Here is a 14,321-nt window from a genome sequence, read left to right on the forward strand (position 1 = left end):
AATTCAATTTTTCATGACCAAATTTAAAAATATTCTCACAGGAATTTCACTCACTGTCACATCGACTCTGGCATTTTCGCAGATAAAACCTTTAGATGCCACGCTTTCTAACTATCAATATCCTTTTGAAGTATATTTTAAAGATTTAAATTCTCAAAAGCAAAATCTTAAAATGGCTTACATGGATGTCAAGCCCAAAAAATCCAACGGAAAAACAATCATGCTTCTCCACGGCAAAAACTTTAACGGAGCGTACTGGGAAAAAACGGCAAAAGATTTGTCAGACAAAGGTTTCAGGGTGATAATTCCTGATCAGATTGGTTTCGGAAAATCTTCAAAACCTCAGAGCTATCAGTTCTCATTTGCACAGTTGGCGAGTAATACCAAATCGATTTTAGAGGATTTAAAAATTGAAAAGGTCATCGTTTTAGGACATTCAATGGGAGGCATGGTTGCTACGAGATTCACTTTAATGTATCCTGAAACAGTCGAAAAATTAATTCTTGAAAATCCGATTGGGTTGGAAGATTATAAAGCCCTGGCAAAATATCAGACTGTTGATGAAGCCTATCAGTCGGAATTAAAAAACACAGCAGAATCCTACAAAAACTACCAGCTCAAATTCTACTATGACAACAAATGGAAGTCGGAATATCAACCTTGGCTTGACCTCATTGCAGGTTGGACTTTACACAAAGACTACCCACAAGTCGCATGGAATGCCGCTTTAACGAGTGACATTATTTTCAGTCAACCTGTCGTTTACGAATTTAAAAACATCAAAACCCCAACTTTACTGATCATTGGAACCCGCGACCGCACAGCCATTGGAAAAGACCGTGCACACAAAGAAATTCAGGCAACCATGGGGCAATATCAGGAATTGGGTAAGAAAACACAGCAGCAAATTGCCGGTTCAAAACTCGTGGAATTAGAAAATGTAGGCCACCTTCCGCATATCGAAGTCTATGATAAATTCTGGAATGCGCTGTATGAATTTATAAAGTAGGAGGGAAGCCGGATGATGGATGCTGGAAGTTTGCAAAGGTTGAAAACGACTTTATGTAAATATAATGTCATGAACGCTGACCCATACAAATATTCCCTTTTTGAAGGATGGCGAAAATTTCAAAGAAATTTTTGCCGGTGTGGTTAAAAGGAAAAATATCATTAATAGAATTTTCCTCAGTCCCGAAGCGACGGCGCAACAGAGGATAGGATAAAATCCTATCAAAAAAAATAACATACACCAAAATAAAAAGAGACCGCTAAAAATAGCAGTCTCTTTTCGTATGTATTGTTGTCTGAATTATTTCTTTTTGTAAGCAGCGTCTTTAATTCTCGCTTTCTTACCTCTAAGATCTCTGAAGTAGTAGATTCTTGATCTTCTAACTTTACCTCTTCTGTCAACTTCAATCTTCTGTAAAGCTGGCATGTTGATAGGGAAAACTCTTTCTACACCTACATCACCAGACATTTTTCTGATTGTAAAAGTTTTTGTAGCTCCGGTTCCTCTCAACTGAATTACAGTTCCTTTAAAGAACTGAGTTCTTGTTTTCTGACCTTCCTTAATTTCGTAATACACTGTAATTGTGTCTCCTGCGCTAAACTCAGGGAAATCTTTTTTTGTAATGTACTGGTCTTGTACGTACTTTAATAAATCCATTATTAATAATAAAAATTGTTTAAGCTAACCAACTTGCACGACTATCGCTAGAGGTTGAATAACAGGTTGCAAAAATAAAACAAATTTTTCTGTCCACCAACACTTTACAAAAAATATTTCCAAAAAAATCGCACACATAAACACCCATCACCCAAGACTCAACACCCATCAATCATCAATTATCAAACATTACCCATTACCGATTACTTATCCTCTAACTCTCCAACTCCCCCATTCATCATGGCGTGCCCCTCCTTCGGTCATTCCGCTTCGCTGCATTCCTTCGCTCGGGTCGGGCTGTCCGCTGTATCTTTTTTTGGTTGCCAGTGCATTTCCCTTCCAACCAAAAAAAGGATGCCGCTTCCATCCCTCACGCAAAAGAAAAGTGGTTTATCTTTTCAATATTCATATTTTAAAAGCAACTCGATGGATTTCCAAATGAAACTATAATGAGATGCTTTTTAAGGTTTCATCGTATAAAAATTTTATCAAAAGACTTTAACTGACTTAGGAAACGGAGGCGTTAAGAAATTTTACATTATTTTCGTTAAGAAATTCCCACTGTTTGAGTGGCGGCAAAAATATTGGTTTTTGAATAACTCCTGTTTCCGCCCGGGTTTTTGAAATTTTAGAAAATAATTTAAAATTTTAGCCGGAGTTTCCAGTCTTGAATTTTTAGTTCTTTTGTTTGACTTCGTCGAATCTTCGATTTCAAGACAAAAGAACAAATAAATTTTCAATCTCAAATAAAAATACTAATTTAAGACCTCAAAATTTAATCCAGAAAATGATCGATAAAAGAGTAAAAAATGCGCAGGAAGCCATTGACGGAATTCAGGACGGAATGACCTTAATGCTGGGCGGTTTCGGCCTATGCGGAATTCCTGAAAATTCAATTAATGCATTGGTAGAGAGTAATGTAAAAGATTTGACCTGCATTTCAAACAACGCCGGAGTAGACGATTTCGGATTGGGATTATTGCTTCACAAAAGACAGATCAAAAAAATGATTTCATCTTACGTTGGCGAAAACGCGGAATTCGAAAGACAGATGTTATCAGGCGAACTCGAAGTTGAATTGACTCCACAGGGAACTTTAGCAGAAAAATGCAGAGCCGCCCAGGCAGGAATTCCGGCTTTTTATACACCCGCAGGTTTCGGAACTGAGGTTGCAGAGGGGAAAGAAGTAAAAGATTTTAACGGCAAACCGCATATTTTAGAGCATGCTTACGACGCGGATTATTCCATCGTTAAAGCATGGAAAGGTGACCATGCAGGAAATTTAATTTTCAAAGGTTCAGCCCGGAATTTCAACCATCCTATGGCCGGAGCCGGCAAAATCACCATCGCAGAAGTAGAAGAACTGGTGGCGCCTGGCGAATTGGATCCCAACCAGATTCATATTCCCGGAATTATGATCCAGAGAATTTTCCAGGGCGAAAAATTTGAAAAAAGAATTGAGCAGAGAACGGTTAGAAAAAAAGATTAACTTTCTATTCAGTTTCTTAAAAAACAATGCCCCGAAATCAACTTTCGGGGGATTTTTATTAGTAATTTACAGTGATTTCTAATTTCGAAGGAGAAATAAACTAACAATTTTTATCTGTATTTTGATTTCAGAAAATTACAATCTGTATCCAATTCTAAAACCAATTATAAAATTTACAAAATCACCGGAATCTCCTTCAGTATTGTTTTGCGAAGAGAAATTATAAAAGCCTTTGTCAATTTCATATTTTGTTTCGTCAAATCGGAGATTGGTATTTTTAATCTTTCTATTCATATAACCGATTCCTGCATAAGGCTCTAAGATAAATCTTCCTGATTTTGAAAGAGAAAATTGGTTTCCTAAAATTAAGTTAACACCTAAAGCTCTTTTTTTTACTCCAAATGTTTCTCCCTGTCCGTTTTCAAAAGTGTCATCATTTATCGGATAATAATATATGCCATCTGTTTTTTGATTTTTTCTGTAAAAAAACTGTAATCCTATAAATGGCTCATTTCTTTTAGGCTGTACTCTCTTGTGAAAGAATTTTGATATATAAAACCTTCCCTCAAGATTAGTTTTAAAACCTCTTGGTTTTAAAATTGTAGAATCACTTTTAGTAGTTTCATAGAGCTGAATTCCAGCTTCTGCACTTACGCTAAAATAGGGATTTATAATTCTCTCAGCGGAAAACATAACAGTTGGAAAAGAAAAGTCATCCACCAATTGCGTAGTGTTCAGTTTCAAAATCCATTTGTTCTCCTTTGATTCCTGAGCAAAAATCAAAATCGAAGTCGTTAAAATTAGAGCAGATAAAATTTTTTTCATTCAAATGATCTTTAGTTTATGTTTAAAATTCAATTCTTACAATTTGTAACCAATTCTAAAGCCTACTACAAGATTAAGAAAATTACCCGAACCTTTTTCTAGCATTCTGTTTCGAAAGAATTCATGATTTCCATACTGTATTTCATGTTTGGCTACGCCAAATTGCAGAGCAGTATTTTCAATTTTTCTGTTCATAAAGCCTATTCCGTAATAAGGTTCAAGAATTAATCTTTTGGATCTTAATATTGAAATTTGATTGCCCATAATTAAATTAACGCCTAAAACCCTTTTTTTAACTCCAAAATAATCCGTAAATACTTCATTATTGGGATTGTCAGATGTTGGATAATAACGAAGAATATCTGTTGTTTGGTTTTTTCTGCTAAAAAGTTGTAATGCAACAAACTGTTGATTCCTCTTGGGTGTAGTTCTCTTGTTAAAAAATTTTGAAAAATAAAATCGCCCTTCAATATTAGCTTTAAAACCTTTAGAATTCAGCATTGTAGAATCAATTTTGAAAGTTTCATAAACCTGAACTCCAGCTTCTGCACTTATACTGAAATACGGATTTATCATTCTCTCCGCTGAAACCATGACAGTTGGAAAAGAAAAAGCATCAGCCAATTGCGATGGATTTAACTTAAGAATCCATTTACTTTCTTTTTCTTCTTGAGCAAAAATTAAGGTTGAAACGAAAAATATAAGAACAGATAGAAGTTTTTTCATTTAAATCAATTTTAGGTTTATAACGATTTAAAAATACTGAAAAAATCACTCTGTTATGAAAATAAAAAGTTAATTGGCAATATTTTTTTCTAAGCTCTATTTGAACTTTTTATAACCATAATTTTAGCTAAAAAATATCTTTTTCTTTTGAAAAATATCTAATTTGAATTAATTTTGAAAAGGTATGCTCCGAAAATCTTTGATTTTCAAACTTATGTGCTCTAAAATATCCTCAATAAACTGAACTTAAAACTAATATGACCTATGTGTCAAAAACTTCCGTGTTTAAATCTGCGTCGCAGTCTTTCTTTCGCCGATCTGCTGTCTCCACATCGCGTAATACAACCCTTTTTCTTCAATCAACTGCAGGTGAGAACCGGTTTCAATAATATTTCCACGCTCCAGAACAAAAATCCTGTCTGCATGCATGATCGTACTTAAACGGTGGGCAATCAAAACCGTAATCTGTTCTTTTTCCTTTGAAATTTCTTTGATGGTGGTCGTGATTTCCTCTTCCGTAATACTGTCTAAGGCCGAAGTTGCTTCATCAAAAATAAGCAAATGTGGTTTTCTTAACAAAGCTCTGGCAATAGCAATTCTCTGTTTTTCACCACCACTTAATTTCAATCCACCTTCACCGATAACAGTTTCAATGCCATTTTCGGCACGTTCCAGAAGACCGTTGCAGCTCGATTTTTTCAAAGCAATCTGTAAATCTTCCTCAGTGGCTGACGGATTCACAAACAATAAATTTTCTCTGATTGTTCCTGAAAAAAGCTGAGTGTCCTGCGTTACAAATCCAATCTGATTTCGCAGTTCATCAAAATCAAATTCTTTTCCGTCCACATTATTGTAAAAAATAGATCCTTCTTTCGGTCTATACAAACCGACAAGCAATTTTACCAACGTACTTTTCCCTGAACCACTTGGTCCGACGAAAGCAATTGTTTCTCCATTTTTCACATCAAATGAAATGGAATTCAGTGCTTTATAATGAGCAGACTGATGCTGGAAAGAAACTTTTTCGAATTTCAAATCTTCAATCGCACCGATTGTTTTAGGATGCAAAGGCTTTGGCTCAACTTCTTTTTTCATCACTCTGTCGAAATTCTGAAGTGACGCTTCGGCTTCACGGTAGGAAATAATAATGTTCCCGATTTCCTGCATCGGTCCGAAAATAAAGAATCCATAGAATACAAGCGATAAATACTGTCCGGGAGTTACAATATTTTTAAAAATCAGTAACAACAAGGTGAAAGTGATCACCTGCTGTAAAAAATTAACCAAAGTTCCCTGTACAAAGCTCAATGAACGGATGCTTTTTACTTTTCTCAGCTCTAAATTCAGAATTTTATAAGTGTTATTGTTTAAACGCTCAACTTCCTGATTAGTTAAACCTAAACTTTTAACAATTTCAATATTTCTAAGGCTTTCGGTAGTGCTTCCTGCTAAGTTGGTAGTTTCTGAAACTATGTTTTTCTGAATTGTTTTTATTCTTTTGCTTAATAGGTTGGTAATAACAGCAATGAAAATAATACCTAAAACGTACACCGGCATAATCGACCAGTGCAAACGAATCGCATAAATCGAAACGAAAATAATGCTGACCAGAATTCCAAAAAATATGTTGATGAAGTTATTGATAAACTTCACAGAATCCTCACGAACTTTGGTCAAGATAGAAAGTGTTTCACCACTTCTCTGGTCTTCAAATTCCTGGAAAGGCAATCTCATAGAATGTTGTAGACCGTCAGTGAAAATTTTAGCCCCAAATTTTTGAATGATCACACTTACCACGTAATCCTGAAATGCTTTTGCGATACGGCTGATCATCGCGGTTCCGATTAACAGGCCTAAAAAATAGAAAACACCGTGATAAATATCCGTTCCGTACAGATATTCATTCAGGTTTCTCGGGATTAATTTTTCCTTATCAAAGTGATTTGGTTGGTTGACCAGTTTATCGAGAATATTTCCGGTAATCGCCGGAGCAAAAAGTGAAAATACCTGATTGATTGAGGCTAATAACAGCGATGCAATGATCAGCCATTTATATGGTTTTAAATAATTTAGTAGAATTTTCATTAGTAAAATTAAAAGCCAACAAATTTACGACAATTTAAGCATCAAAATTTATCATAGGATAAGAAAGAAAAAATTTCATAATTCTGAAAAAATGGCTAATTTGGCGGGATAAGATTATGGTATGCTAACGAAAGAACAAATTGCAAAAAGAATTTCAAAAGAAGTAAAAGACGGATATTATGTAAACTTAGGAATCGGAATCCCAACATTGGTGGCAAATTACGTTCCCGACAATCTTTCGGTAGAATTTCAGAGTGAAAATGGTGTTTTGGGAATGGGACCTTTTCCTTTTGAGGGCGAAGAAGATGCAGACGTCATCAATGCCGGAAAACAGACGATTACGATTTTGGAAGGTGGTTCATTTTTCGATTCTGCGTTCAGTTTTGGGATGATCAGAAGCCAGAAAGTAGATTTAACCATCCTTGGAGCAATGGAAGTTTCAGAAAACGGCGACATTGCCAACTGGAAAATTCCTGGAAAAATGGTGAAAGGAATGGGTGGTGCCATGGATCTCGTAGCTTCAGCTGAAAACATTATTGTAGCGATGATGCACGTCAACAAAGCCGGAGAAAGCAAAATCCTGAAAAAATGTACACTTCCGCTTACCGGAATTAACTGTGTGAAAAAAGTGGTAACCGAATTGGCAGTTTTAGATGTAACACCCGCAGGATTTAAATTAGTTGAGAGAGCTCCCGGAGTTTCGGTAGAACATATTATCAAATCAACGGAAGCCGATTTAATTATCGATGGAGAAATTCCTGAAATGCAGTTTTAATGATTTATAAAAATTAAAGAAGGGCGGAAAACAATATTTTTTCGCCCTTTTTTTATCTAAATTTTAACCAGTTGATTTCATTTTTAGAATCTTTTAAAAAAATCGCAAAAATTTTTTTATTTTTATATCTAATAGAATTCCAAGCATGAAATTTTCGATTTTTTTTATGTCAAAATCCTGATTTAAATTTTGGACAGCTCCTTTAAAATGGAAGTTTGTGTTTTTTAACTCAATTTAACGGGAGCTAAACCATTCCTGGGAATTTTAATTAATATCTTTACATCGTAAATCATTTTAATGCAGACATCATCCTTTAAAATTGCAACTTCTGTAGCTGCAATCTGTTTCAGTACAGTCGTTTTTGCCCAGCAGAATTATTCGGTGAGCGGAACAGTAAAAGATCAGAAAAACGGCGAATTGCTGATCGGAGTTTCCGTAAAAGTAGCTCAAGATCCCAGCATTTCAGTCATGGCAAACGAATACGGTTTTTATTCTCTGTCCCTGCCAAAAGGTTCTTATACTTTACTGGTTTCCAATCCGGGCTTTAAAGATTTTCAGCAGAGCATTACAGTTGAGAATGATTTGAAGCTGAACATTCAGCTAGGTCAGGAAGGCAATGAAAAAACATCACAGATTGATGAAGTGGTCATTTCGGCCGTTAAAAAAGATAAAAATCTCAGTTCTGCCCAAATGGGAACTGAAACTTTAAGCATTAAACAAATTGATAAACTCCCTGTTTTGTTTGGTGAAAAAGACGTGATGAAAACCATCCAGCTGTTGCCGGGAATTAAAAGCAACGGTGAGGGGAGCAGTGGTTTTTCCGTAAGAGGTGGCGCAACAGATCAGAATTTGATTTTACTGGATGAGGCAGCGGTTTACAATGCATCGCATTTGCTCGGATTTTTCAGTACATTCAACAGTGATGCTCTGAAAGACGTCAGCATCATCAAAGGAAACAGTCCGGCTCAGTATGGTGGAAGACTTTCGTCTGTTTTGGATGTTAAAATGAAAGACGGAAACAATAAAGATTACAACGTCAACGGAGGAATTGGTTTGATCAGCAGCAGATTAAGCGTTGAAGGACCGATTCAGAAAGAAAAATCTTCATTTATCGTATCCGGAAGACGGACGTATGCGGATGTTTTTCTAAAGGCAACCGATGATTTCAAAGACAGCAAACTGTATTTCTACGATTTAAATTTAAAAGCTAATTATCAGATCAACGACAACAACCGACTTTACCTTTCGGGATATTTCGGAAGAGATGTTTTAGGTCTGGGTGATACGTTCTCAACAGACTGGGGAAATACAACGGCGACTTTGCGCTGGAACAGCATTATCAGCAGTAAATTATTCTCCAATACCTCATTTATCTACAGCAATTACAATTACAATGTTGCCCTGAGCAGCAACAATAATACCTTCGGCCTCGATTCTAAAATTGAAGACTGGAATCTGAAGCAGGATTTTTCATGGTTTGCAGGAAATAAGCATTCTGTAAAATTTGGTTTACAGTCGATTTATCATACGATTACTCCTAGCAGTGCTTCGGGAACGAGTGTAAGCAGTTTCCCGAGAAATCCGAGATACTCATGGGAAAATGCATTGTACATCAATGATGATTTTAAAGCAACAGAAAAGCTGACGATTAACTACGGAGCGAGACTGGCAATCTTCTCTGTTTTGGGTGGAGATACTTTTAACACTTATCAAAACGGAGTTTTAACCGATTCTGAATATTTAGAAAAAGGAAAATTTGGTAAAACTTATGTGAATCTTGAACCAAGAATTACAGCGAATTACAGAATTAACGAAGTGAGCAGTGTTAAAGGAGGTTATTCCAGAAATACTCAGAATTTACATTTATTAAGCAACAGTGGAAGCGGAAACCCTACCGACCAGTGGATAGGAAGCAGCTACACCGTAAAACCTGAAATTGCAGACCAGATCAGCGCAGGCTACAGCCGTAATTTCAACAATAATAATTATGAACTGAATGCTGAGGTTTATTATAAATCAATGCAAAACCAAATCGACTATAAAAACGGTGCACAGATCTCTTTCGATACCGCTGCAGATGTAGAAAGCGAACTTTTATTCGGAAAGGGTAGAGCTTATGGACTGGAATTAATCGCCAAAAAGAAAAGCGGAAAACTTACAGGATGGATTTCCTATACTTTATCCAAAACCGAAAGACAGATCAACGGCATCAACGATAACGAATGGTACGATGCAAGACAGGACAAAACCCACGATCTTTCCGTAGTAGCCACATATCAGCTGAATCCGAAATGGTCTTTCTCAGGATTGTTCCTGTACAGCACCGGAAATGCAGTGACTTTCCCAACAGGAAAATATGAACTGAACGGGCAAACCATTTTCCAGTACAGCAGCAGAAACGCAGACAGAATGCCCGCTTATCACAGAATGGATCTGAGCGCAACCTATGAACCCATCACAAATAAACGTTGGAAGGGCTCATGGTCGTTCGGTGTTTATAATGTTTACGGAAGAGAAAATGCCTACACAATTACTTTTGAAGACAATCCGAATAATCCGGGAACGACAAGAGCGATGCAGACTTCACTTTTTAAATGGGTTCCGAACATCACTTATAATTTTAAATTTTAATCGAGATCGCTTTTCAACCTTTAAAAGAAGAACGGTTCTAATTAACCAAAATATAAACTCCTTATGAAAAATATATTTTTAATTATATTGACTCTGTTTTTAGTCACTTCCTGCGAAAAAGAAATCGATCTCGACCTCGAAGACCAAAGCGGACAGATCGTGATTGAAGCTAATGTGACAGATCAGGCCGGTCCTTATACCGTGAAGATTACAAAGTCGGTAGCTTTTACTCAGGCCAATCAATATCCGGCAGTTGAAAACGCACAGGTTGTTTTGAGCGACAATACCGGACAGACTGAAACTCTTCAGTACACTGGTAACGGAACTTATCAGACATCTGCTTTTGTCGGGCAACCGGGAAGAACGTATACTCTGAAAATTCAGGCTGAAGGAAAAGAATATACAGCACAAAGTTCAATGCCTCAGGCAGTCCCTTTCGACAATATTGAGCAGGATTCTTTTTTGGTCGGAGGCGAAACAAGCTATACATTATTGCCTGTTTTCACGGATCCGCAGGCTTTAGGGAACCGATATCTTTTTATTTACACTGTAAATAATAATCCCAAAAAATACTTTTCAGAGTTCTCTGATAATGTCAACAACGGATTGCCCAATCAAAGACCACTCATTCTTCCGAACGATGACGGCGATAATCCCGATGATGTGAAAGTAGTTGTAGGAGACACGATTCATGTAGAAATGCAGTGCATTGATAACAGTGTGTATCTTTTTTATTCAGCGCTTCTGCAGCTTTCCGTAGGCGGTCCCGGTGGTGGAATTACTCCGGCGAATCCTCCAAGCAATATCAGCAATGGTGCGTTGGGCTATTTTTCTGCTCATACTGTGAGGGTGAGAAATATTGTGATTAATTGAGGTAAGAAGTAAGATGGAAGTTTGAATTTTACAGATCAATTTTGATTATAAATACAAAAAGCCGAAGTGTCTGCTTCGGCTTTTGACATGTTCAAGGGGTTTTACAACTTAAAAACCTTCTTCAGATGCTTCGGATAATTTTCTAATGTTCCTGCAATATCGCCGTCTTTGAAAATATCGAAACAGTTGTAATCCGCCACCACTTCAACACCACAGAAACGGTAATTGCTGGTAATCTGAATGAGCGCATCCGCAGTACTTCTGCCTTCAAAAAGAACCTGATTAGGATCATCAAAACTCGCTTTGGGTGCATTCCATGTTGCGGAAACCATAAATTTTGTGCCATGCATTTTTCCGCCAGTTCCGTACTGTTTGGTTAAATCTTCTCTGGTTCTGCCGTCGCCAGCCAAAAATTTGGCACTCAGCAATCCGCTGTTGAAAACTTCGTCCACATATTTCTTATAAATCCACGGTGCACCAAACCAGTTGATGGGCGTTTGCAAAATAATAATGTCGGCCTGCAAATGTTTTTCAACTTCTTCATCGGCATCATAGCCATCTTCTACTTTGGTTTCCAAAACTTCAAAACCTTCTGACAGAAAAAAAACTTTTGCCTTTTGGTGGAAAGCATCATTCAGAAGGCCTTCAGACCAGTTTGGATAGTTTAAATGAGTATTGATTAGCAGTACTTTTTTAGCTGAATTCATTATGATTTTATTTGAATATTTTTAATTGATTTTAAATTTAAAGTCCGAATACTTTTTTCAGATATTTTGGATAATTTTCCAGATCTTCTTTGATGTGTTTGTTATGAAAAACATCGTAGCAATAATATCCCGGAAGTACTTCAAAGCCCACGAACGAATAGTTTGAACCGATATTGAACAGCGCGTCATCCGCAGTTTTTCCTTTCCATAATTGATTTTTCGGATTGTTGAAACTCTCTTCGGGAGCATTCCAGGTAGCGGAAAGCAGAAACTTTTTACCGTACATTTTTCCGCCGGTTCCATATTGTTTGGTTGGATCTGTTTCCGAACGACCATCACCGGTTAAAAATTTTTGACTGAACATGGCATTGGTAAAAATCTCGTCAACATATTTTTTGTAAATCCACGGCGTATTTTCCCAGTTTACAGGCGTCTGGAGAACGATGATGTCGGCTTGCAGATGTTTTTTCACTTCTTCTTCTACATTATAACCGTCTTCAATTTTCGTTTCCAAAACTTTGAAATTTTGCGACAGAAAAAATGCTTTGGCCTGATCATAAAATGCCTCGTTCAGCTTGCCTTCAGAAAAACCTTTGTACGTTAAATGCGCATTGAGTAATAAAACCGTTTGCTGTTTATTGTTGTCTTTTGCAGCCTTGTTTTGAGCACTGATTTTTGTGCCGAATGATAACATTGTTAAAATGGTTATCAATATAATTTTTCCCTTCATATTTTTATTTAAAATGATAGGACAAAGGTAAAAGCTTGTATTCCTTCACACGGAAACAGATTACTACAAAAAAAGAAACAAATTACTGATAACTGAAAACGCCTTTTTTGGAGACGTTTATTTTATATTTATTTGGGCAGCTTAATCCGCCTTCCGTTCCCGCTTTTTTGCTCTTCGTTCCTCATCACAAAAAGAGCTTCACTCAAGTCGGGCTGCAAAACACAACATTCACTCAATTCCTATTCATCGCCTGTAATCGGAATTCTTTCGGCGAAAGACTGACCTGTTTTTTAAAGAATTTAGAAAAGTAATTCGGGTATTCAAATCCCAATTCGTAAGCCACTTCAGTGGTATTCATTTTTTGATTTTCCAGCAGTAATTCTTTGGCTTTTTTAATGACAAAATCGTGGATGTTTTCCAGAGCCGATTTCTGCGTGAAATGTTTCACAATATCGCCAAGATAATTCGCCGTCAAACCCAGTTTGTCTGCAAAATACTGCACATTCGGTAGCTGCGAAACTGGCTGATTATAATAATCGATGATGCTTTGCTGAAAATCGGTAACGATGTGATTGTACTGTTTCGGATCGGTGGAAAACTGTCTTTTATAAAATGCCTCTACTAACGAAACCAACACGTTAACATAAGAAAGCAACACATTGAAATTGCGTTTTTCACTTTCGTAATATTTCATCATCAGTTTAAAAACGGCAGAAATTTCTTCCACTTCTTCGCTCGTTAAATACAAAGCTTCGTGTTGCCCGTAATCCAGATATGTTTTGAATAAATATCTGTTTTCTTCAATGAATTTCTTTGAAAGTTGCAGGTACATACCTTCGTACGTTGGCTCCACATCCCAGCCTTCATCAACCACCATATCTGGACTGTTAAAAAAGACCGCCGTAATTGGTTTTGAGTCTGGTGTATTTCTATTTTTAAGATTTATTTTAAATGAAATCCTGTAAAAATCCACCGCAATCGCCTCTGACTTCGACAACATATTTGGTGGGTCGTAAAATCCAACGTCAATGTCATTGTCTAAAGGTTTTGGCAAACCAAGGTAATCGTTGTAGGCAGTGAAGTCTTTGAAAAGTTTCATATTACAAAGGTATAAAATTGAAATTCTGTTAATTTAAATCAGCTTATCAAACGCAAAATTCTCATTTTAAGCAGGGTCTGGATTTTTAATACTCACACTACTTTTTATTTGACTTAAAATTGATTTTTTTAAGCCATTTTTCCACTTCTTCCCGAACTTTTCTTTCTTTTTTGCCCTTCATTACAAACAAAACCCCATCACGCTCTTTCCCGCCTTCTACAGAAAATCCTTCCAGAATTTTTGAATTCGGAGCTAATTCTTTTACAGTTTCAAAACTGCTTCCTGCGCCATAACCTGCGTTGGTATTGAAAGGAATAATGGTTTTGCCTTTTAAATCATATTCTTTCAGAAAACTTTTCACCGGTGGTGGCAGTTTCATTCCCCAGGTCGGAAAACCAATGAAGACAACATCGTACTTTTCGATGCTGTCGATTTTTGTTTTGAGTTTTGGAAGAAAATCGGTTTCATTTTCCTTTTGAACCTGTTCTACAATTTTTTTATAATCTTCGGGATAGGGATTTTCCAGTTCCAGTTCAACCAAATTTCCTCCAACGCTTTGGTGAATCATTTCGGCAACGGCTTTCGTATTTTTGGTTCTTGATAAATAAACAATTAAAATGTTTTTTGCATTCCTATTTTCCTGAGCTTTTGCACAACCGGACATCATTAGCAATGAGAATATGATTACAGTTAAATTTTTAATTTTTAAAATCAT

General features: G+C 36.5%; 14 protein-coding genes. 5 read left to right on the top strand and 9 right to left on the bottom strand.

Going from position 1 to position 14,321, the window contains the following annotated elements; translation table 11 throughout:
• Window positions 1-13: 13 nt before the first annotated feature.
• Complete coding sequence (locus tag IC610_RS09865; protein WP_191736699.1) at window positions 14-1,009, top strand: alpha/beta fold hydrolase; 996 nt, start codon at window positions 14-16, stop codon at window positions 1,007-1,009.
• 300 nt (window positions 1,010-1,309) lie between these two features.
• On the opposite strand, the gene rplS is transcribed toward IC610_RS09865, so the two are convergent.
• The gene (gene rplS / locus IC610_RS09870) at window positions 1,310-1,666 is read right to left on the bottom strand and encodes a 50S ribosomal protein L19 (RefSeq protein ID WP_191736700.1); all 357 of its coding nucleotides are present in this window, start codon (window positions 1,664-1,666) and stop codon (window positions 1,310-1,312) included.
• Between the two features lie 207 nt (window positions 1,667-1,873).
• On the bottom strand, window positions 1,874-2,044 hold the full coding sequence (locus IC610_RS09875) for a hypothetical protein (protein ID WP_191736701.1): 171 nt from the start codon (window positions 2,042-2,044) through the stop codon (window positions 1,874-1,876).
• A gap of 409 nt (window positions 2,045-2,453) precedes the next feature.
• Here IC610_RS09875 and IC610_RS09880 point away from each other — a divergent pair, with 409 nt between their 5' ends.
• Window positions 2,454-3,155, top strand: a complete 702-nt coding sequence (locus IC610_RS09880; RefSeq protein WP_056077203.1) for a CoA transferase subunit A — start codon at window positions 2,454-2,456, stop codon at window positions 3,153-3,155.
• A 135-nt stretch (window positions 3,156-3,290) separates the two neighbouring features.
• Here the strand turns inward: IC610_RS09880 and IC610_RS09885 are convergent, their stop codons facing one another.
• The 3 genes from IC610_RS09885 to IC610_RS09895 all read right to left on the bottom strand — a co-directional run bounded on the left by IC610_RS09885 (window position 3,291) and on the right by IC610_RS09895 (window position 6,791).
• Window positions 3,291-3,980: a hypothetical protein gene (locus IC610_RS09885; protein WP_191736702.1), complete on the bottom strand. Its 690-nt coding sequence runs from the start codon at window positions 3,978-3,980 to the stop codon at window positions 3,291-3,293.
• A gap of 36 nt (window positions 3,981-4,016) precedes the next feature.
• Window positions 4,017-4,706: a hypothetical protein gene (locus IC610_RS09890; protein WP_191736703.1), complete on the bottom strand. Its 690-nt coding sequence runs from the start codon at window positions 4,704-4,706 to the stop codon at window positions 4,017-4,019.
• Between the two features lie 285 nt (window positions 4,707-4,991).
• On the bottom strand, window positions 4,992-6,791 hold the full coding sequence (locus tag IC610_RS09895) for an ABC transporter ATP-binding protein (protein WP_191736704.1): 1,800 nt from the start codon (window positions 6,789-6,791) through the stop codon (window positions 4,992-4,994).
• A gap of 121 nt (window positions 6,792-6,912) precedes the next feature.
• On the opposite strand from IC610_RS09895, the gene IC610_RS09900 reads away from it, so the two are divergent.
• The 3 genes from IC610_RS09900 to IC610_RS09910 all read left to right on the top strand — a co-directional run bounded on the left by IC610_RS09900 (window position 6,913) and on the right by IC610_RS09910 (window position 11,070).
• Entirely contained in the window at window positions 6,913-7,566 is a 654-nt protein-coding gene (locus IC610_RS09900) for a CoA transferase subunit B (RefSeq protein WP_191736705.1), read from the top strand.
• A gap of 297 nt (window positions 7,567-7,863) precedes the next feature.
• The gene (locus IC610_RS09905) at window positions 7,864-10,197 is read left to right on the top strand and encodes a TonB-dependent receptor (protein WP_191736706.1); all 2,334 of its coding nucleotides are present in this window, start codon (window positions 7,864-7,866) and stop codon (window positions 10,195-10,197) included.
• 63 nt (window positions 10,198-10,260) lie between these two features.
• On the top strand, window positions 10,261-11,070 hold the full coding sequence (locus tag IC610_RS09910; protein ID WP_191736707.1) for a DUF4249 domain-containing protein: 810 nt from the start codon (window positions 10,261-10,263) through the stop codon (window positions 11,068-11,070).
• A 101-nt stretch (window positions 11,071-11,171) separates the two neighbouring features.
• Here IC610_RS09910 and IC610_RS09915 read toward each other — a convergent pair whose 3' ends face one another.
• The 4 genes from IC610_RS09915 to IC610_RS09930 form a co-directional block, all read right to left on the bottom strand.
• On the bottom strand, window positions 11,172-11,777 hold the full coding sequence (locus tag IC610_RS09915; protein ID WP_191736708.1) for an NAD(P)H-dependent oxidoreductase: 606 nt from the start codon (window positions 11,775-11,777) through the stop codon (window positions 11,172-11,174).
• A gap of 37 nt (window positions 11,778-11,814) precedes the next feature.
• Complete coding sequence (locus tag IC610_RS09920; protein WP_191736709.1) at window positions 11,815-12,507, bottom strand: NAD(P)H-dependent oxidoreductase; 693 nt, start codon at window positions 12,505-12,507, stop codon at window positions 11,815-11,817.
• Window positions 12,508-12,739: 232 nt separating this feature from the next.
• A complete protein-coding gene (locus IC610_RS09925) occupies window positions 12,740-13,606 on the bottom strand; it encodes a helix-turn-helix domain-containing protein (protein WP_191736710.1) in 867 nt (288 codons plus the stop codon).
• Between the two features lie 97 nt (window positions 13,607-13,703).
• Window positions 13,704-14,321, bottom strand: coding sequence for a flavodoxin family protein (locus IC610_RS09930; protein WP_191736711.1), 618 nt, complete (start codon window positions 14,319-14,321; stop codon window positions 13,704-13,706).

It is taken from the genome of Chryseobacterium caseinilyticum, assembly GCF_014837145.1.
Classification (GTDB): domain Bacteria; phylum Bacteroidota; class Bacteroidia; order Flavobacteriales; family Weeksellaceae; genus Chryseobacterium; species Chryseobacterium caseinilyticum.